This is a genomic window from Janthinobacterium sp. FT14W, assembly GCF_009208755.1.
Lineage (GTDB): Bacteria > Pseudomonadota > Gammaproteobacteria > Burkholderiales > Burkholderiaceae_D > Janthinobacterium > Janthinobacterium violaceinigrum.
The window spans coordinates 13,322-32,562 of the sequence record NZ_WFLL01000023.1 but is presented as its reverse complement, the minus strand read 5'-3'; the positions used below and the strand labels follow the sequence as shown (position 1 = coordinate 32,562).

Annotated in this window: 19 protein-coding genes; 10 read left to right on the top strand and 9 right to left on the bottom strand. The window is 63.8% G+C overall.

What is annotated here, in order from left to right; genetic code table 11:
* Positions 1–99: 99 nt before the first annotated feature.
* The gene (locus tag GCN74_RS16380) at positions 100–867 is read right to left on the bottom strand and encodes a class I SAM-dependent methyltransferase (protein ID WP_152257671.1); all 768 of its coding nucleotides are present in this window, start codon (positions 865–867) and stop codon (positions 100–102) included.
* Positions 868–971: 104 nt separating this feature from the next.
* Between GCN74_RS16380 and GCN74_RS16375 the strand changes: the two genes are divergently transcribed.
* The 3 genes from GCN74_RS16375 to lpxC all read left to right on the top strand — a co-directional run bounded on the left by GCN74_RS16375 (position 972) and on the right by lpxC (position 3,771).
* On the top strand, positions 972–1,742 hold the full coding sequence (locus GCN74_RS16375; RefSeq protein WP_152257670.1) for a helix-turn-helix transcriptional regulator: 771 nt from the start codon (positions 972–974) through the stop codon (positions 1,740–1,742).
* A gap of 175 nt (positions 1,743–1,917) precedes the next feature.
* A complete protein-coding gene (locus GCN74_RS16370) occupies positions 1,918–2,760 on the top strand; it encodes a DMT family transporter (RefSeq protein ID WP_152257715.1) in 843 nt (280 codons plus the stop codon).
* A gap of 75 nt (positions 2,761–2,835) precedes the next feature.
* Complete coding sequence (gene lpxC, locus GCN74_RS16365; RefSeq protein WP_152257669.1) at positions 2,836–3,771, top strand: UDP-3-O-acyl-N-acetylglucosamine deacetylase; 936 nt, start codon at positions 2,836–2,838, stop codon at positions 3,769–3,771.
* 159 nt (positions 3,772–3,930) lie between these two features.
* Here lpxC and GCN74_RS16360 read toward each other — a convergent pair whose 3' ends face one another.
* A complete protein-coding gene (locus GCN74_RS16360) occupies positions 3,931–4,440 on the bottom strand; it encodes a DciA family protein (RefSeq protein ID WP_152257668.1) in 510 nt (169 codons plus the stop codon).
* A 279-nt stretch (positions 4,441–4,719) separates the two neighbouring features.
* On the opposite strand from GCN74_RS16360, the gene secA reads away from it, so the two are divergent.
* Complete coding sequence (secA, locus tag GCN74_RS16355; RefSeq protein WP_152257667.1) at positions 4,720–7,488, top strand: preprotein translocase subunit SecA; 2,769 nt, start codon at positions 4,720–4,722, stop codon at positions 7,486–7,488.
* 75 nt (positions 7,489–7,563) lie between these two features.
* Here secA and GCN74_RS16350 read toward each other — a convergent pair whose 3' ends face one another.
* Positions 7,564–8,841, bottom strand: coding sequence for an alpha/beta hydrolase (locus GCN74_RS16350; RefSeq protein WP_193317117.1), 1,278 nt, complete (start codon positions 8,839–8,841; stop codon positions 7,564–7,566).
* Positions 8,842–9,158: 317 nt separating this feature from the next.
* Between GCN74_RS16350 and argJ the strand changes: the two genes are divergently transcribed.
* From argJ to GCN74_RS16325, 5 genes are all read left to right on the top strand, one after another.
* The gene (gene argJ, locus GCN74_RS16345) at positions 9,159–10,397 is read left to right on the top strand and encodes a bifunctional glutamate N-acetyltransferase/amino-acid acetyltransferase ArgJ (protein ID WP_152257665.1); all 1,239 of its coding nucleotides are present in this window, start codon (positions 9,159–9,161) and stop codon (positions 10,395–10,397) included.
* Positions 10,394–11,260 (top strand): ATP-binding protein, encoded by an 867-nt coding sequence (locus tag GCN74_RS16340; protein WP_152257664.1) that lies wholly within the window; start codon positions 10,394–10,396, stop codon positions 11,258–11,260. The genes argJ and GCN74_RS16340 overlap by 4 nt, the downstream gene beginning before the upstream one ends.
* Entirely contained in the window at positions 11,257–11,691 is a 435-nt protein-coding gene (locus GCN74_RS16335; RefSeq protein WP_152257663.1) for an NUDIX domain-containing protein, read from the top strand. The genes GCN74_RS16340 and GCN74_RS16335 overlap by 4 nt, the downstream gene beginning before the upstream one ends.
* 119 nt (positions 11,692–11,810) lie before the next feature.
* Entirely contained in the window at positions 11,811–12,020 is a 210-nt protein-coding gene (locus GCN74_RS16330) for a FitA-like ribbon-helix-helix domain-containing protein (RefSeq protein ID WP_152257662.1), read from the top strand.
* A gap of 6 nt (positions 12,021–12,026) precedes the next feature.
* Positions 12,027–12,443 (top strand): VapC toxin family PIN domain ribonuclease, encoded by a 417-nt coding sequence (locus GCN74_RS16325; RefSeq protein WP_152257661.1) that lies wholly within the window; start codon positions 12,027–12,029, stop codon positions 12,441–12,443.
* Between the two features lie 3 nt (positions 12,444–12,446).
* Here GCN74_RS16325 and yacG read toward each other — a convergent pair whose 3' ends face one another.
* From yacG to GCN74_RS16295, 6 genes are all read right to left on the bottom strand, one after another.
* The gene (gene yacG / locus GCN74_RS16320) at positions 12,447–12,638 is read right to left on the bottom strand and encodes a DNA gyrase inhibitor YacG (protein WP_034748814.1); all 192 of its coding nucleotides are present in this window, start codon (positions 12,636–12,638) and stop codon (positions 12,447–12,449) included.
* Between the two features lie 18 nt (positions 12,639–12,656).
* Complete coding sequence (gene zapD, locus GCN74_RS16315) at positions 12,657–13,412, bottom strand: cell division protein ZapD (protein ID WP_092803486.1); 756 nt, start codon at positions 13,410–13,412, stop codon at positions 12,657–12,659.
* Positions 13,413–13,474: 62 nt separating this feature from the next.
* Positions 13,475–14,122, bottom strand: a complete 648-nt coding sequence (gene coaE / locus GCN74_RS16310) for a dephospho-CoA kinase (protein WP_152257660.1) — start codon at positions 14,120–14,122, stop codon at positions 13,475–13,477.
* 33 nt (positions 14,123–14,155) lie between these two features.
* Positions 14,156–15,025 (bottom strand): prepilin peptidase, encoded by an 870-nt coding sequence (locus tag GCN74_RS16305; protein ID WP_152257659.1) that lies wholly within the window; start codon positions 15,023–15,025, stop codon positions 14,156–14,158.
* Between the two features lie 106 nt (positions 15,026–15,131).
* Positions 15,132–16,328, bottom strand: coding sequence for a type II secretion system F family protein (locus GCN74_RS16300; RefSeq protein ID WP_152257658.1), 1,197 nt, complete (start codon positions 16,326–16,328; stop codon positions 15,132–15,134).
* A 73-nt stretch (positions 16,329–16,401) separates the two neighbouring features.
* The gene (locus GCN74_RS16295) at positions 16,402–17,874 is read right to left on the bottom strand and encodes a DHA2 family efflux MFS transporter permease subunit (RefSeq protein WP_226939080.1); all 1,473 of its coding nucleotides are present in this window, start codon (positions 17,872–17,874) and stop codon (positions 16,402–16,404) included.
* A 208-nt stretch (positions 17,875–18,082) separates the two neighbouring features.
* Between GCN74_RS16295 and GCN74_RS16290 the strand changes: the two genes are divergently transcribed.
* Complete coding sequence (locus GCN74_RS16290; RefSeq protein WP_152257657.1) at positions 18,083–19,240, top strand: hypothetical protein; 1,158 nt, start codon at positions 18,083–18,085, stop codon at positions 19,238–19,240.
* Position 19,241 lies beyond the last annotated feature (1 nt).

Sequence of the window (19,241 nt, the reverse complement as noted above, 5' to 3'; positions counted from 1 at the left end):
TCTGACCCCGGCAATTGATGTCGGGTTAATGCCCAGCTAAAGCTTGCTACCGACCCAAATCAAAATCTGGGGTCGGGCCCAAAGGGTCCGACCCCATTTTTATTGCACCTGCGGTTTTGTCGCCTCGAACATGGCCGCGTCGATGCTGAACGAATAATCGTCCTGCAGCGCGAAATAGCGCCGGGCTTCGTCAGGCGCGCCGTCGAACAGGTTGCGGATGGCCGCCACCCGTTCGCCCGGGGTGCGCATGCGCGCCACCCACTCGTCGAATTGCATGGGCAGTTTCCACACGCTGCGCAGGCTGTGCGTAAAGCCCGCATTGTCGAACTTGGCGCCCCATTCGCACGTGCGGTAGTCGCGCACGTGGGACGCGTCGCGCAGCATTTCCACCGCCTGCAAGGTGCTGTCGTACAGGGCCGTTTTCGGCGCCACGATGTCGACCACCAGCAAGGTGCCGTTCGGACGCAGCACGCGCCAGGCTTCCGCCAGCGCGGCCGCCACGTCGTTCCAGTGGTGCGCGGAAAAGCGCGTGACGACCATGTCGAAGCTGGCGTCGGCAAACGGCAGGCGGGCCACGTCGCCCTGCTGCGTGCTGATGTTGTGCAAGCCCCGCTGCGCCCTGGCGTGGTCCACCACGTCGAGCATCGGCTGGGCCAGGTCGTAGGCGACGACGGAGCGCGCCACGGGGGCGACGGCAAAGCTGGCGTGGCCGGCGCCGCAGCCCAGGTCCAGTACCGCCGGCTTGCCATGGCGGCGCGCGCATTCCTGCATCAGCACCAGGTCGACGCCTTGCGCGTGGACCGCGCTGCTCAGGTAGGCATTGGCCGTCTTGCCAAACTGTTCGGTGACAACATCGTGCTGCTGCATGGTTTTCTCCTGTGGATGGGTGAGTTCCTGCAGAATAAGGATAAAATTATCCTGTAACAAGGCCATAACTTATACTGGTATATCTACTACCATGCATCCCCGTCATGTCGAGCAAACTCGCTGAATTCATCCGCGCCCGGCGCGAAGCCCTCACTCCCGCCATGGCCGGCCTGCCCGGCGGCGGGCGCCGGCGCACGCCCGGCTTGCGGCGCGAAGAGCTGGCACAGCTGTGCGATGTCAGCCCCACCTGGCTGACGTGGCTGGAGCAGGGGCGGCCCGTGTCCGCGTCGGCCAAGATGCTGGCGCGCCTGGCCCAGGTGCTGCAGCTGAGCCCGGCCGAGCGCGCCTATCTGTTCGAAGTGGCCGACAAGCATGACCCCAGCCATGGCACGGGCGAGGGCGGGGGACCTGCCGCCGCCGAGCTGGCCGCCATCGTCGCCGCCATCGACGCGCCCGCGTATATCCTGGACCGCGCATGGAATGCGGTGGCGTGGAATGACGCCGCCGCCGCCCTGTTCGCGGGATGGCTGCATGCGGAAGCGGCCGCGCCGAACCAGCTGCGCTTCATGTTCCTGGAACCGGGCGCGCGCGAACTGGTCGTCGGCTGGCCCGAGCGGGCGCAGCGGCTGGTGGCGGAGTTCCGCGCCGATATCGGCCGCCACGCGGACCAGATGCCGCTGGCCGGCCTGATCGCCGAGCTGGCCGGGGCCAGCGCGCCATTTCGGCTATGCTGGGATGCGCAGCAGGTGCAGGGCCGCGACGGGGGCTTGCGCCGTTTCCAGCATCCGCAGCAAGGCTTGCTGGCGTTCAACCAGGTGACCCTGCACCTGGCGCGCCAGCACGACTTGAAACTGGTGATGCTGCTGCCCGTATAGTTACCCCTTTGAAAATATAAAACGGCCGCGCTTGCTATAATCGGGCTGACCGCCTGGCCCTGTCTTTCCCGGCCATGCTGTCCTGGCTCCGGCCGTCGCCATGATGACGGTCCCGCTCTTTTGCCAGGAGTCTGTCCTGATACCCCGCAATCCCAACCTGCGCAGCATCTATGTGATGCTGGTCGCGGTCGCCATGTTTTCCCTGATGGACACGGCCATGAAGCTGCTGTCCGCCCATTATCCCGCCATGCAGGTGACGGCCTTGCGCGCCCTGTCGTCGTTGCCGCTGGTCTGCCTGTACCTGCTGTACCGCGGCGCCTTCAGGAACGTGCTGCGGGTGCGCTGGCCGCTGCACCTGCTGCGCGGCGCGCTGGGCGTGATGATGATTACCCTGTTCGCCTATGGCTTGAAGCGCATGTCGCTGGCCGAGGCGTATTCGCTGTTCTTCGTCGCGCCCTTGCTGATCACGGTCCTGTCGGTGTTTATCCTGAAGGAACGCGTCGACGTGGCGCGCTGGTGCGCCATCGCCGTGGGCCTCTTGGGTGTGCTGGTGGCGCTGCGCCCCGACGGTTCGGGATTTTTCTCGCTGGCGGGGCTGGCCGTGCTGGGCTCTGCCGCCTGTTACGCCATTTCCGCCGTCACGGGCCGCATCCTCAGCCGCACGGACGCCAGCGAAAGCATGGTCTTCTGGCTGATGGTGATGATGGCCATCGGCGGCGTGGCCCTGTCGGCGCACGAATGGGTGAGCATCCGCGGCGAAGACTGGTGGCTGCTGGCGGGCCTGTCCGTCAGCGGCTTCCTGGGGCAATTGGCCATCACGGAGGCGTTTCGCCATGGCAAGGCGTCCAGCGTGGCGCCGTTCGAATATTCGGCCCTGGCCTGGGGCATGGCCCTGGACTGGCTGCTGTGGCGCGCCTTGCCCGACCACTACACTCTGATCGGCGCGGCCATCATCATCGGCAGCGGCATTTACCTGGTGCGCCGCGAAGCCGTGCATGCGGAAAACGAACATCCCTGACGGCCCATTGTGGTTTTTATGGCGTGGACCATGCCGCGTCGCAACGAAAATCGCGCAACTGGATATAATCGACAGATGTTAAAACAACGCACTATCAAACAACTGGTCCGCACCATCGGTGTCGGTTTGCACTCTGGCACCAAGGTGGAGCTGACCTTGCGTCCTGCCGCGATCGACACGGGCATCGTGTTTCGCCGCATCGACCTCGACCCTATCGTCGAGTTTCCCGCCAGCGCCATGGCCGTGGGCGATACGCGCATGGCTTCCGTGCTGATCAAGGATGGCGCCAGGGTGTCCACCGTGGAACACCTGATGTCGGCGGCAGCCGGCCTGGGCGTGGACAATATGTACATCGACGTGAATGCGGAAGAAATTCCCATCATGGACGGGTCCGCCTCGTCCTTCGTCTACCTGCTGCAGCAGGCGGGAGTGGAAGAGCAGGAAGCGCCGAAAAAGTTCATCAAGGTCATCAAGCCCGTGGAAGTGCGTCACGGCAAGGGCGACGCGGAGAAATGGGCGCGCTTGTCGCCGTACGACGGTTTCAAGCTCGACTTCTTCATCGAATTCAATCATCCGGCCGTCGATGGCACGATGCAGCGCGCCTCCGTCGACTTCGGCGACGTGTCGTATGTGCACGACGTGGCGCGCGCGCGCACGTTCGGCTTCATGCAGGACGTGGAAAGCTTGCGCGGCATGGGCCTGGCCCGTGGCGGTTCGCTGGAAAACGCCATCGTCATGGACGAGTACCGCATCCTCAACGCGGACGGCTTGCGCTATGACGACGAGTTCGTGCGCCACAAGATTCTCGACGCCATCGGCGACCTGTACCTGGTGGGCCACCCCTTGCTCGCGTATTACACGGCGCACAAGTCGGGCCATGCGCTGAACAACCAGCTGCTGCTGGCGCTGCTGGAACAGCCGGATGCGTATGAAATCGTCTCGTTTGCCACCAACGAGGCGGCGCCGCAGTCGTATCTCCGTCAAATGGAGCGCGAGTGGTCGCTGACCTGATCTGAGCGACACCTCATTAAACCTACTGCGCGTCGGTATAGGCGGCCTGCGATGCTCACCGGCTCGGCGCCCCCGTACTTCGTACGGTTGCGCTTGTTAGCCACCTCTCCCTTCCGCTCGCTACGGTTTTCTGAGGTGTCAACATGTCGTCGGACAGTCTTAATCTTTAGGTTCGCGGTGGTGGCGCACTAAACTGCGCAGCGCCGCGATCAACTGCTCGTTCTGCTTCGATGCGGGCAGGGCCGTGCTCAGCTCTTCCAGGGCCGCCATGGCTTTTTCCGGCAAGACCAGCGCCCGCGTATGCACGATGGGCGCGATGCTCTTGATTACTTGCACTTTCAGCTTGATGCCTGAAATCTGCCAGCCTTTCCTTTCCAGTTCCCCTTGCAGTTTCGGCAATTGCTGCTTGAGCTTGGCCGCCAGCGCCGCATTCGGCGTGGCCAGCACCAGCTGGCCGCTTTCGAATTGCAGGATGTCGCAATGCTCGAACATGGCCGGCAAGGCCTTGGCGCAATCCTTTTGCAGGGCGGCCAGGCGCGTGACGGTGGGCATCAGCGATGCCATCGTCGCGTTGCCACGCAGAAAGTCGGTTGCGCCCGTGACGGCCGGACCGGAGCGGGCAAAGCCGTAGCCGCGGCGCGGTGCCGGAGAATAAGTGGGAGTTCGCATGGCCGAAACATAGCACACTCGCCCGCGCATGACGAGTGCGGCGGCGGGTGCGGCGCGGGCGCGGGCAGCGTATTGCCTTACAGTATGGAAAATGTCCGCATTTTCTGCCATTTGTTTGTCATTAAGCTATTGTTATATGGCGCATTACCCCAACCATGTCGGGAACGCATGATAAAATCATCGTCTTTTGCCATAGTCGAACTCCGTGCGGTCACGCGATTGTTACCTCGTCGTCACCTGCCGAGCTTTTTTTAACGGCGTTTTTTCAAGAATTCAAGCATGTCATTACTGACCCAGATTTTCGGTAGCCGCAACCAGCGGCTGCTCAAGCAATACCAAAAAACGGTACGCGAGATCAATGCGCTCGAGCCGGCCATCGAAAAGCTGTCGGATGCCGAGCTGCAAGCGAAGACGCCTGCCTTCAAGGAACGCATCGCCGCCGGCGAATCGCTCGATGCCTTGTTGCCGGAAGCCTTTGCCGTCTGCCGCGAGGCCAGCAAGCGCGTCCTGCGCATGCGCCACTTCGATGTGCAGATGATCGGCGGCATGGTCTTGCATTTTGGCAAGATCGCGGAGATGGGCACGGGCGAGGGCAAGACCCTGATGGCAACCCTGCCAGCCTACCTGAATGCCTTGTCGGGCAAGGGCGTGCATATCGTCACCGTCAATGATTACCTGGCGCAGCGCGATGCCGAGACCATGGGCCGCCTGTATGCGTGGCTGGGCCTGTCGACGGGCGTGAACATGTCGCAGATGGAGCACAGCGCCAAGCAGCAGGCGTACAACTCGGACATCACCTACGGTACGAACAATGAATTCGGTTTCGACTTCCTGCGCGACAACATGGTCTACGAAGCGCGCGAGCGCGTGCAGCGCAGCCTGAACTTCGGCATCGTCGATGAAGTCGACTCGATCCTGATCGACGAAGCGCGTACGCCGCTGATCATTTCGGGCCAGGCCGAGAACCATACGGACCTGTATCACAAGATCAATGCAGTGCCAGCGCGCCTGACGTTGCAGATCGGCGAAGAAACGCCGGACGGCAAGGGCAAGGTTGAAGTGCCGGGCGACTATACCAAGGATGAAAAAGCGCACCAGGTGCTGCTGACGGAAGCGGGCCACGAAAAGGCCGAAGGCATCCTGATGGAGATGGGCCTGCTGCCGGAAGGCGCCTCGCTGTACGATTCGGCCAACATCACCCTCGTGCACCATCTGTATGCGGCCTTGCGCGCGCATGCGCTGTACTTCAAGGACCAGCACTACGTGGTGCAGAACAATGAAGTGGTGATCGTCGATGAATTCACGGGCCGTCTGATGACGGGCCGCCGCTGGTCCGATGGCTTGCACCAGGCCGTCGAAGCGAAAGAAGGCGTCAAGATCCAGAACGAGAACCAGACCCTGGCCTCGATCACCTTCCAGAACTACTTCCGCATGTACGCCAAGCTGGCCGGCATGACGGGTACGGCCGATACGGAAGCGTACGAATTCCAGGAAATCTACGGCCTGGAAACGGTCGTGATTCCGCAAAACCGTCCGCTGCAGCGCAAGGACCGCCAGGATCAGGTCTACAAGTCGTCGGCGGAAAAGTACAACGCGATGCTGAACGACATCCGCGACTGCTACGAGCGCGGCCAGCCCGTGCTGGTGGGTACGACCTCGATCGAGAACTCGGAATTGCTGTCGGGCATCCTGACCAAGGCCGGTTTGCCGCACAACGTGCTGAACGCGAAGCAGCATGCGCGCGAAGCGGAAATCATCGCCCAGGCAGGCCGTCCGAAAGCCATCACCATCGCCACCAACATGGCCGGTCGCGGTACGGACATCGTGTTGGGCGGTAACGTCGAAAACCAGATCAAGTTCATCGAAGCCAATCCTGAGCTGAGCGATGCCGACAAGGCCGCCCAGTCGCAGAAGCTGCGCGATGAATGGCAATCCCTGCACGACCACGTGGTCAATGCGGGCGGCTTGCACATCATCGGCACCGAACGTCATGAATCGCGCCGCGTCGACAATCAGCTGCGCGGCCGTGCCGGCCGCCAGGGCGACCCCGGTTCGTCGCGCTTCTACCTGTCGCTCGACGACGCGCTGCTGCGCATCTTCGCCGGCGACCGCGTGCGCGCCGTGATGGACCGCCTGAAAATGCCGGAAGGCGAACCGATCGAAGCGGGCATCGTCTCGCGGTCGATCGAATCGGCCCAGCGCAAGGTCGAGGCGCGCAACTTCGACATCCGCAAGCAATTGCTGGAATACGATGACGTCGCCAACGACCAGCGCAAGGTGATCTACCAGCAGCGCAACGAGCTGCTGGAAACGACCGATATTTCCGAAATGATCGGCTCGCTGCGCCATGGCGTGTTCACCGACCTGGTGCACGAGTACGTGCCGCACGAATCGGTGGAAGAGCAGTGGGATATCAAGGGCCTGGAAAACACCCTGGCCAGCGAATGGCAACTCGACTTGCCGCTGCAGCAAATGCTGGAAGCCGATTCGACCCTGACGGACGAAGAGATCCTGGAAAAAGTGCTGGCCGCGGCCGATGCCGTGTACCAGTCGAAGATCGATATCGTCGGCAAGGAATCGTTTGGCGGCTTCGAGCGCAACGTCATGCTGCAAAGCGTCGACAGCCACTGGCGCGAACATCTGGCGGCGCTGGACCATCTGCGCCAGGGTATCCACCTGCGCGGCTATGCGCAGAAGAACCCGAAACAGGAATACAAGCGCGAAGCGTTTGAACTGTTTGGCCAGATGCTCGACATGATCAAGAACGACGTCACGAAGCATGTGATGACGGTGCGTATCCAGTCGCGCGAAGAAGTCGATGCAGCCGAACAGGCGATGCAGCAGTCGCACGTGGAAAACGTGCACTACCAGCACGCCGAATTCGACCCGAACGCGGCGCCGGAAGAACTGCTGGCGCCTACGGCCGGCGGCAACATGGACAACGTCGACGACATGAGCGTGAGCATGGGCGTCAAAGTGGGCCGCAACGATCCATGCCCTTGCGGCAGCGGCAAGAAATACAAGGCTTGCCACGGCAAGCTGGCCTAAGCCGGCTTGATCGGCCCGGGAAGAACGGAGACTGCGGCCTCCGTTTTTTTTTGCCGGCCGCGCGTGGCCGGCCGTTCAGGGGAAGGCCCAGTACTGGGGCGCCTGCGCCGGAATGCCTTTCAGGCCGCCGCGGTTCCTGGCCCGCTGTCCCGTCTTGATCAGGGTGGCGATATCGGTCAGCAGGACGCGGTTGCTGGCGAAGTAGTCATGGCCCATGAAGTTCATGATGACGGCCGAGGCGTCGACGAGCTCCATGCCGGGAATGCCGACGACGGGGCCGCGGATGTCGCCTATCCTGTCCCAGTCGGCAAAGCTGTAGGAGGCGCGGATGGCCTTGTCGTTCGCGGAGGCGTAGAGGGTGGCGGAGAGCTTGAGGCTGGCAAAGCGCGGGGCGATCTGGTCGCGGAAAACGTCGGCATTGATGTCCGGCGCCGCCAGCACCACCTGCTTGAACAGGGGCAGCAGGTCGGGACGCTTTTCCAGCAGGTTGGCCAGGGCGACGGTCATCGGACGGTTGCCCATGCTGTGGGCGATGATGTAGATATCGGTGGCCGAGGAGTGCTCCGCGAAGTCTGCCAGGAAAGCCTCCAGGTGCGCCTGCGTCCATTCGGCGGAATTCTCGTCGAACTCATAGCCGGCAAACGTGCCTTTCGATGGCCAGCTGTAGAACACGGGCAGGGCGCCGATGTCGAGGTCGACCGCCATCTGCGCCGTGCGCCGGGCGGCGTCGTCGAAGGAATTGCTGTAGCCGTGGATATAGATGAAGGCGGCCCGCCGTTCCGGAGCCGCCTGAATGCGCGCCTTGACGGTGGCGAGGAAATCCGCGCGCGACTGGCGCGTGGCGCCCTGGATCAGCACATATTTTTGCGCATCGTCGCCGGACAGGAGGGCGTACCAGGGCGGCAGCGGCATCTCGCCCGGCGCTCTTTTTTCCGGAATGCTCACCAGCACGCTGCCGTAGCTCAGGTAGGGTGCCGCGCGGTTCGGTTGCCAGCCATAGTTGTTGCTGTCCGGCTGGTATTTCCTGTCGGTGGCGTAGTACACGACGACCTGCGTGGCGCCGGCGACGCCCCCTGCCTTGACGGGCGCGGCGGCCTTGCCTATGGCGGCCCCGCCGCCCCGCTTGCCGAGGCTGCCGAACAGCCCGCCCAGGCCAGACCATGAACTGGTCCAGGGACTGGTTTGTGGCGGGCGTACCGGCTTGCCGGGCGGCGCAGGGGCGGGTGGCTGAACTTGCGCTGTGGGCGGCGCAGCATCCTTGGCAGGCGGCGCATCGGGCGCTGGCGGCGCCGGGGGCGTTTGTTCCTCGGCAGAAGGGGAAAGGTGGGTATTGTCGGCCGGTTCGCCCGGCACCGTGCATGCCGTCAGCCAGATTGGCAGGCAAAGCAGGTACAACAGGCGGGAGCGTCCCCGCGCGTTACCATGTATGTAATAGGATTTGCCATGCGCCATGACACTCCCTCCCCGGGCGCTTGTGCGAGACGCGTGATCGTCTGTTCCTACACCTTAGCGCCGCCAGGCGGCGCCGTTCTGATAAATCGCAAGCCTGGCCATGCTGCCGTTCCGCCGCGCGCTTGCCGGGCCGGCGCGACTATTCAGTTGCCGCATGTTCAGCGGTGGCGCGAAGGCGCTACAATAGCGCTTCCATTTTCCCTCGCAGAAGAACTCATATGGCCGTCAATTCTCCCAAGCCCGTCGCCGCCGACTTGAAAGCCGTCGCCGGCATTGAAATCGGTGTTGCCGAAGCCGGCATCAAGAAACCCAACCGCAAGGATTTGCTGGTATTGAAACTGGCGCCGACGGCCACCGTGGCCGGCGTGTTCACCTTGAACCGCTTCTGCGCCGCGCCCGTGCAAATCTCGAAGGCCAACCTGGCCGCCGTGACGGCCGGCGCCGCGCCGATCCGCGCGCTGCTGGTCAATACGGGCAACGCGAACGCGGGCACGGGCGAATCGGGCCTGGCCGACGCGCAGGCCAGCTGCGCCGCGCTGGCCGAGCTGCTGGGCTGCACGCCGCAGCAGATCCTGCCGTTTTCCACCGGCGTGATCCTGGAACCGTTGCCCGTGCAGCGCCTGGTCGCCGGCTTGCCGCAAGCGGTGGCCGCGCTCACGTCGGACAACTGGTTCTCGGCCGCCGAAGCCATCATGACCACGGATACGCAGCCGAAAGCGGGCTCGCGCACCGTCACCATCGGTGGCCATGCGGTGACCCTGACGGGCATCAGCAAGGGCGCCGGCATGATCAAGCCGAACATGGCCACCATGCTGGGCTTCCTCGCGTTCGACGCCACCGTGGCGCAACCGGTGCTGGACCAGCTGGTGAAACAGGCGGCCGACAAGTCGTTCAACTGCATCACCATCGATGGCGACACCTCCACCAATGACTCGTTCATGCTGGTGGCCACGGGCGCCGGCAGCCTGGTCATCGATTCCGTCGACTCGCCGCACTATGCGGCACTGGCCGCCGCCGTCACCGAACTGTCTACTTTTCTCGCGCAAGCCATCGTGCGCGACGGCGAAGGCGCCACCAAGTTCATGACCGTGACCGTGGAAGACGGCCGCAACGTGGAAGAGTGCCGCAAGATCGCCTATTCCATCGCCCATTCGCCGCTGGTGAAAACGGCGTTCTTCGCCTCCGATCCGAACCTGGGCCGCATCCTGGCCGCCATCGGCTACGCGGGCGTGGACGACCTGGACGTGGGCCAGCTGAACCTGTACCTGGACGACGTGTGGGTGGCCAAGAATGGCGGCCGCAACCCCGACTACCAGGAGCAGGATGGCCAGCGCGTGATGCAGCAAAGCGAAATCACCATCCGCGTGAAACTGGCGCGCGGCGATGCCACGGCTACTTTGTGGACGTGCGACCTGTCGCATGACTACGTGTCGATCAACGCCGACTACCGCTCATGACCGGCCTCGATCAATTCCTGATCCGTGCCGAGGCCTTGCTGGCGCGGGTGGAAGCGATCCTGCCGCAGGCCGCGCCCGCGCCGGACTGGAACAGCTTTGCCTTCCGCTGGCGCCGGCGCCCTGGCGCCGTGCCGTATCTGCAGGCCGTGGCCCACGTGTCGTCCATCGCCCTCGGCGACTTGCACAACATCGGCACGCAAAAGGGGCAGATCGAGCAGAACACGCGCCAGTTCGTCAGCGGACGTCCCGCCAACAACGTGCTGCTGACGGGCGCACGGGGCACGGGCAAGTCCTCGCTGATCAAGGCATGCCTGAACCAGTTCGCCGGGCAAGGCCTGCGCCTGATCGAAGTGGATAAAGCCGACCTGGCCGATTTGCCCGACATCGTCGACCTGGTGGCGGCGCGCCCCGAGCGCTTCATCATCTTTTGCGACGACCTGTCGTTCGAAGAGGGCGAGAGCGGCTACAAGGCGCTGAAAGTGGCGCTCGACGGCAGCATCGCCGCGCAATCGGAGAATGTGCTGATCTATGCCACCTCGAACCGCCGTCACCTGATGCCGGAGCGCATGTCCGACAACAGCAGCTACAAGACGGACGACGACGGCGACCTGCATCCGGGCGAAACGGTGGAAGAGAAAATCTCGCTGTCCGAGCGCTTCGGCCTGTGGCTGTCGTTCTACCCGTTCAAGCAGGACGATTACCTCGATATCGCCGCCCACTGGCTGGCCTCGTTCGGCTGCACGCCGGAGCAGATCGCGCAAGCGCGCGGCGACGCCCTGCGCTGGGCCTTGCAGCGCGGTTCGCGCTCGGGCCGGGTGGCCTGGCAATTTGCGCGCGACTACGCGGGAAAGCTGGCGCAATGAGCGCAGTGACCTTGAAGGAAAAAATCCAGCCTGTCGATGTGGCTGTGGGCATCCTGATGAAGCCGAATGGCGACGTGCTGCTGGGCCAGCGCCCGGCCGGCAAGCCGTACGACGGTTATTGGGAATTTCCTGGTGGCAAAGTCGAGCCGGGCGAGGCCATTTTGGATGCCTTGAAACGCGAGTTTGTCGAGGAACTGGGGCTGTATATCGACAGTGCCGAAGCCTGGTGCGGCGTCGAATATGTGTATCCGCATGCCCATGTGCGCCTGCATTTCTACATCAGCCGCGAGTGGCGGGGCGAGCCGCAAAGCCTGGAAGGCCAGGCGTTCGCCTGGCAGGGCACGGTCGGCGTGGAACCCTTATTGCCTGCCACCATTCCCCTGCTGGAATGGCTGGATGAAGTCCGCCGGGACTCCCTGGCCACCGCTTGACCATCCTGGCGCCAGCGCGCGGCCCGGTGCTGCGCGCTGGCGCAAGCTTGCCGCGGACTCCCCTTGTATCGCGCGCGCTTTGCGCTACAGTGCTGTAATCAAGCACTGGGGAGTTGCGCATGGCCCTGACCCTGACCTTTACCGATACCGATGAATTGCTGATTGCCGCCTTGCACAAGCGTGCGCGCGCGCATGGGCGCAGCCTCGAAGACGAGCACCGCGACATCCTGCGCAGCGCCCTGCGGCCGCTGCCGAAGCGCCCGCTCGTGGATATTTTGCGCGGCATGCCCGACGTGGGGCTCGACACGGATTTCGAGCGCCGCTGCTGACGCGTCATGGCCGCCTGCCTGGTCGATACGGATGTGATCGTTGCGGCACGCAAAGGGACCAGCGCACCGGCGGGCATTGCCGCCTTTTTCGAGCGGGTGCCGCCGGACATGCGCTATGTGCCCGTGCAAGTGATCGCGCAATTGCGTGCGGGCATACAGTGCAGCTGGCGGCGCGAAGCGGCCCTGGAAGCGCTGGCTCTGGAAGGCTGGCTGGAAGCGTTGCTGGCAGATTATGCGCCGCGGCTGCTGGAGTTCGACCTCGATTGCGCGCTGGTCTGCGCCCGCCTGTGTGAGCGGGGCCATGCGCATGGCGTCGATGGGCAGATTGCGGCGATGGGTATCGCCTATGGCTTGACGGTGGTCAGTGGCAGGCTCGACAGTTTCGTGGCGCAAGGGTTGCGCCTGGAAAATCCGTTTCGCTGAGAATTATTGCGGCTTGTTGTCTTCGTCCGCGAGGGGATCTTCGAACGGGTCGGCGGCGGGTATCGTGTATTTTTCCTCGGCCCAGGCACCCAGGTCGATCTGCTTGCAGCGTTCCGAGCAGAAGGGGCGGAATTTGTTGGCTTCAGTCCATTCGACTTTGGCGGCACAGGTGGGGCAGTTGACTACGGTCATGATGGGGCAAATAAGTAACAGTTAAAAATTACAGAGCGTCAGCTCGAACGGGACATCTTCTTCCAGCGGCTTGGGTTTCAGGTCGCCACCCTGGGTGGTGAAGCGTACCCATAGCATGTATTTATTGGCGGAAATTTCCGGGATGGCGCCGCTGCTTTCATCCAGGCTCAGGCGCAACATCTGGTACACCTTGCCTTGCAGCATTTGCTGGTAGCTGCCGCCATTGGCGATCAGTTTAACGGGGCCGCCGGAATCGCGCAGCAGGCGCAAGACGAGGGCCAGCGCATCGAACAGGGGAGCCAGGGGGGCAAACCAGGCGTGGATATCGGCCAGGCGCTGTTCCGAACTGCGTTTTTGCCAGGCAAAATACGACGGCAAGTCGAATTCGCAGGCGCCGCCCGGGATGATGGTGCGTCCACGGATGCTCATCAGCCATTCATTGTCGCGGATATTCTGGCCCGTCTTGCCCTGCGCGGCCACCAGGGCGCCGCTGACACTGTCGAGTTCACCGAGGATGGCGTCCAGGGTTTCCGGTTCCACGTTGGGATTGCTGCGGTAGCCCAGCAGGCTTTGGCGCTGGCGCTCGAGCTCCTGCAGCAGGTCGGACTTCAGGTCGGCGCGGCCGGCCACTTCGAGCATGTCGAAAATAGTTGCCAACGCGACATGGTGTTGCATTGCGTGCTCTTGCTGGATGAAGAACTTGAATTTGTCGTACAGGTCTTCCAGCCGCAACAAGGTACGTATGCGTTCGTTGAAAGGGTATTCGTAGACAATCAAAATAATTCCCTTAAGTAAGGACCTGCAAACAATCCCGTGATTTTGAACCAAGCGTCGACAAATTACAAACGTTGCGACCCGATTCCGGCCATTCTTTTTGAAAATGCCAGATATAAATCGTGCAACTGGGCAATCTGCGGCTCCAGGGCCGCCAAATCGCCATTGTTGTCGATCACATCGTCCGCCGCCGCCAGGCGCATGGCGCGCGTGGCTTGCGTGGCCATGATGGCTTTGACTTGTTCTTCCGATAAGCCGTTGCGTGCCATCACGCGCGACACTTGCAGGCTTTCCAGGCAGTCGATGACCAGCACGCGGTTGACGCGCTCCACCCAGCCGCCGGACTCGACGAGCAGGGGCACGGCAAAGATCACATAGCTGCCCGTCGCTTCGGCGGCCGCCGCCAGGGTGGCCTGGCGGATGCGTGGATGCAGGATGGCTTCCAGCCTGGCCTTGGCGGCGGCGTCGGAAAACACGAGCTTGCGCATCTTGGCGCGGTCGAGTGCGCCGTGCGCATCGGCGTAGTCCGGGCCGAACTCCGCCAGCAGGGCCGGCATGGCGGCGCCGTCCGCTGCCGTCAGGCTGTGTGCGATCTGGTCGGTATCGACGATGGAGGCACCGCGCGCGGCAAACAGGTCGGCCACCGTGCTCTTGCCGCAGCCGATGCCGCCGGTGAGTCCCACGCTGAAGTAGGGAACGTTGTGTGTTTGCATGTGTTTATCCATAGGGGCGCAGCGTTGCGCCGGTCAGCTGGCCAGGCCCAGGGTGAGCTGCGACAGGGGCGCGCGGTACAGCAGGGCGATCAGCCCCGCCGCCGCCAGGTAGGGGCCGAAGGGGATGGGTTTGTCGCGCCCCCGCCTGGCGAAGACGATCAGGCCGATGCCCACCACGGCGCCGACCAGCGACGACAATAATATGATCGTCGGCAACATGGTCCAGCCCAGCCAGGCGCCTAGCGCCGCCAGCAATTTGAAGTCACCATAGCCCATTCCCTCCTTGCCTGTCGCCAGCTTGAAGGCCCAGTACACGCTCCACAGGGCCAGGTAGCCGGCGGCTGCGCCGATGACGGCGTCCTGCAGGGGCACGAAGGTGCTGTTGATGTTGACCAGCAAGCCCGCCCACAGCAGGGGGAAGGTGAGGTCGTCGGGCAGCATTTGCGTATCGGCATCGATGAAGGTCATGGCGATCAGCAGCCAGGCAAACACGAGCGTGGCCAGGCCCGTCCAGCCGCTGCCGAAGTGCCAGACCAGCACGGCCGACAGCGCGCCCGTCAGCAGTTCCACCAGCGGATAGCGCGCGGAGATGGGCGCCCTGCAGGCGCTGCACTTGCCGCGCAGCAGCAGGTAGCTGATGACGGGAATGTTTTCCATGGCCGTGATGCGGTGGCCGCACGCGGTGCAGTTCGAGTGCGGCAGCATCAGGTTGTAGCGGTCCGTGTGCGGCAAGGGCAAGCCGCTTTCTTCCGCCACGTAATTGTCGGATTCGCGCTGCATCATTTTCGGCACGCGATGGATCACCACGTTCAGGAAGCTGCCGACGATCAGGCCGAACAGGGCGGCAACGAGGGTGACGGGCAGGTTGCCGGGCGCGGCGAACAGCAGGGTATCTTGCAGCATGGTGATTTGTCTGAGGTGAAGATTGCTGCCGCGCAAACATTGCCTGGCACTGCCGCAGTGTAAAACATCTGCCCGCGCATGGCGATGTTTTGCGCAGGGGCGGCCGTCAAATCACGGCGCCGAGCTTGAAAATCGGCAAATACAGGGCGATCACGAGGGAGCCGACCAGCACGCCCAGCACCACCATCAGCGCCGGTTCCAGCAGCGAGGCGAGGATGGCGACGGTGGTTTCGACCTCGCCTTCGATGATGTCGGCCGCGCGCGACAGCATGGCGTCGAGGGCGCCCGATTCCTCGCCGATCAGGGCCAGCTGCGTCAGCAGCGGGGGAAACACGGCGCTGTGTTCCATGGCCAGGGCCAGGCTGCCGCCGGCACGGATTTCACGTTCGATGCGCATCGTCGCCTCCTGGTACAGCGGGTGGCCGGCGGCGGCGCCCACCAGGCTGAGCGAATCGAGCAGCGGCACGCCGGCGGCGAACATGGCGGCCAGGGTGCGCGTCCAGCGGGCAATCGCCGCCTTGCGCAGCAGGGGGCCGAACAGGGGCAGGCGCAATGCCTGCAGCTGCGCGGTTCGCCGCAAGGCGGGCCAGCGGCGCCAGGCCAGGCGCAGCAGCACGCAGGCCAGCACCAGCGCCGCCAGCAAGGCCGGCCAGTAATGCACGAAAAAGGCGGACAAGCCCATGACGACCAGGGTGGGCAGGGGCAATGGCGCGCCGAAGCTGTCGTATACCTGGCGGAAAGCGGGCACGACCACGCTCATGATGATGGCCGTGACGACGATGGCGACGAGGACGATCACCAGCGGATACATCAGCGCGCCGCGCACCTGCCGCCGCAGGGCGATGGCCTTTTCCTGGTGCGTGGCCAGGCGCGCCAGCAAGTCCTGCACGATGCCGGCCTGTTCGCCAGCGGCCAGCAGGTTGCAATACAGTTCGTCGAACAGCAGGGGGAACTGGCGGAATGCCTGCTGCAGGCTGCTGCCCGCTTCGATCGCATGGCGCAAGTCCCGCATCAGTTCCGTGACGGCGGGCTTGGCGTGGCCCTTGCCGGCGATGTCGAAGGCGTGCAGCAGCGGCACGCCGGCCGCCATCATGGTCGACAGCTGGCGCGTGAACAGCGCGATATCCTTGCGCGTGATGGCCTTGCCTGGCGCGGCGCGCGCGGCCTGCACCCGGGTGGCCAGGATGCCCTGGCGCCGCAAGGCCGTGCCCGCAGCGGCGGCATCGGCGGCGCGCAGAACGCCGTCGACCGCCTTGCCATGGCGGTCCGTGCCCTTCCATGCAAAGCGCCGTTCGGCCGCCATGTGCACCTCCTGCCGTCACGGTAGCAGCGTGCGGCAAAAGCACCAGCGGCGCTGGCGGCAAGCTTGATCTGGCTCAGCCCTTGGTCGTTTGCACTTCCGTCTGGACAACGGCCTGGGCCTTGATGTCGGCCGCGTCTTCTTCCTCGCTATCCGTGCCCTTGCTGATGCTTTCGCCATCGTCGCGGCGCAAGGTCCAGAAGGTCAGCGAAGACAGCACCGTCAGGGCGGCCAGGGTGAGGAAGGCATGGTGCAGGGCGGTGCTGAGCATGGCGCGGTCCGATTGCGGCATGTCGCCCAGGTACCAGCCCGTGATCAGCGAACCGAAGGCCAGGCCAAAGCTCATCGACAGCTGCTGCATCGAGCTGGCGATGGTGCTGGCCATGCTGGAATCGGTCTTGTCGACATCGGCATACGCGATGGTGTTCATGCTGGAAAACTGCAGCGAATTGAAAAAGCCCATGCACAGGCTGATGGCGACGATCACGTACAGGGGCGTGCCCGCGCTCACCTGCGAAAACATGGCGATGGTGACGCCGATCAGCACGGTGTTGACGATCAGCACCTGGCGGTAGCCGAAGCGGCCCAGCACGCGCGCGGAAATGAATTTCATGCCCATGGCGGCGGCCGCCGACGGCATCATCAGCAAGCCCGACTGCCAGGCGGGCAAGCCCAGGCCCAGCTGGTACAGCAGGGGCAGCAGGAACGGCAGGCCACCCACGCCCAGGCGCGTGACGAAGCCGCCCACCACCGAGACGCGGAAGGTGCGGATCTTGAACAGGGTCAGGCGCAGCAGCGGGTGCAGCACTTCGCTCGAATGCCAGGCATACGCGGCCAGCAGGCTGATGGAGATGAACAGCAGCACGGCGGCCGAGGTGGCGTCGATCTTGTGTTCGCCAAAGATTTCCAGCAGCCACGACAGCAGCGCGATGCCCGTGCCGAACAGCACCAGGCCGATCAAATCCAGCGGACGGGGCTTGTCGCCGTAGTAATCGGGCATGTAGCGGTGCGCCAGGTACAGCGCTGCCAGGCCGACGGGCACGTTGACGAAGAAAATCTCGCGCCATGACAGCCAGTGCACGATCAGTCCGCCCACCGTGGGGCCCAGCAGGGGGCCGATCAGGGCGGGAATGATGACGAAATTCATGGCCGCCAGCAATTGCGACTTGGGAAACGTGCGGATGATGGTCAGCCTGCCCACCGGCATCATCATGGCCGCACCCATGCCTTGCAGCAGGCGCGCGGCCACCAGCATGGGCGCATTCACGGACAGGCCGCACAGGATGGAGGCGATGGTAAAGATGGCAACGGCGGCGGAAAACACGCGCCGCGTGCCGAAGCGGTCGGCCATCCAGCCGCTGATGGGAATGCACACGGCCAGGCTGAGGATGTAGCTGGTGACGACGGCCTTGAGGCTCAGCGGCGTCACGTTGAGGCTGGCGGCCATGGCGGGGATGGCGGTGTTGACGATGGTGGAGTCGAGTTGCTCCATGAACAGGGCGGTGGCAACCACCCAGGGAAGGTAGCTTTTGATGGGGGAACTGGTCATGGATGCGAGCCTGAGGAGTAGAAGCGGAGCCGACAGTACGACGGATTGTCACATAAATGGCGTGCGCGTGCCGCCCGCGCCAGCCATGTTGGCAGCGTGCCGCGGGCGTTGTCCATGGAACATTTGTTCTATGGCAATAGATTGCGGGCACGGCTAGCATGGATTTTCTGGCAGTTCAGGCCTCCTCTTTCCCCGAAAGTCACACCACATGAAAAATGCATTTACCTTCCTTGTCCTGGGCGCCGCCCTGTCCGCCTGCGGTGGCGGCAGCGATGGCGGCACGCCTGCGACGCCGGAGACACCGCCCGTCGTGGTTACGCCTCCCGTCGTCCCCGCCGACAGCGTGGCTGCGGCATCGGAAGCCGTGGCCAGGGACGCGGGCCTGAGCGTCATTGCCGGCGCCAGCGCCGCTGAAAGCGTGTATGACGTGGCGGCCGATATCGGCGACACCTGGCGCATCACGTTCGACAGCGCGAAGAAGACCTATGCCATTCGCGTCCTGTCGACGCAGTTCGGCTTGAGCGACCGCAGCGGCACGTTCAGCGCCGCCACCGCCGGCAATCTCACGACCTACACGGCAACGGATTTCAGCGTCACCGTCGATGCGCGCACGCGCTTGTTGAGCGGAAATATCAAGCTGGGCAACATGGCCTCGACCGTCAGCGGCACCGGCTACGCGGTGGGCGACGTGGCCAGACTGGCCGGCAGCTACCTGTTCGTGGGCGCCATGCGCAATGCCAGGGGCGGCGGCGACCGCTTCAATCCGAAAGGCAGCGTCAGGATCGCCGCCAATGGCACGGCGCAGCTGTGCAATGGCGGTATTTTCAATGCCCAGGGCGCTTGTTCGGCCGTGCCGGGCTTGCCGCAGCCGGAAAGCGCGGATCTGACCCTGGTCAAGGATGCAAAGAACGGCTTGCTCGTCGCCCGCCAGGGTGGCCAGGATTTTGGCATCGTGCACGTGCATGCCGGGGACCGGGGGCTGGCGCTGTTCATCGACCGCTATAGCCTGAACCAGGAAAACGTGCTGCGCGTGGGCAGCATCGTGGCCGCCAGACAGCAGAAGATCGGCACGGAAATCAATGGCAGCTATGCTTGTGCCGAGCAGGGCGGCACGACGGGCAGGATCGACATCGCGGGCAATGTGGCGACCGTCACCAACAATGGCACGGGCAAGGTGCACACGGAAAACGTGACCCTGAACAAGCTGGGCACAGGCGCCCAGGCCGTCGATTTCGATGGCATCGCCGTACTCAAGGACCCGGCCGACGTGCAGGCCGATTACGCGCTGTTCATGCCCGTCTCGTCGAGCATGGCGGTGCAGTTTTCGACCGACCGGTCCTTCCTGACGACGTGCCTGAAACAGTAAG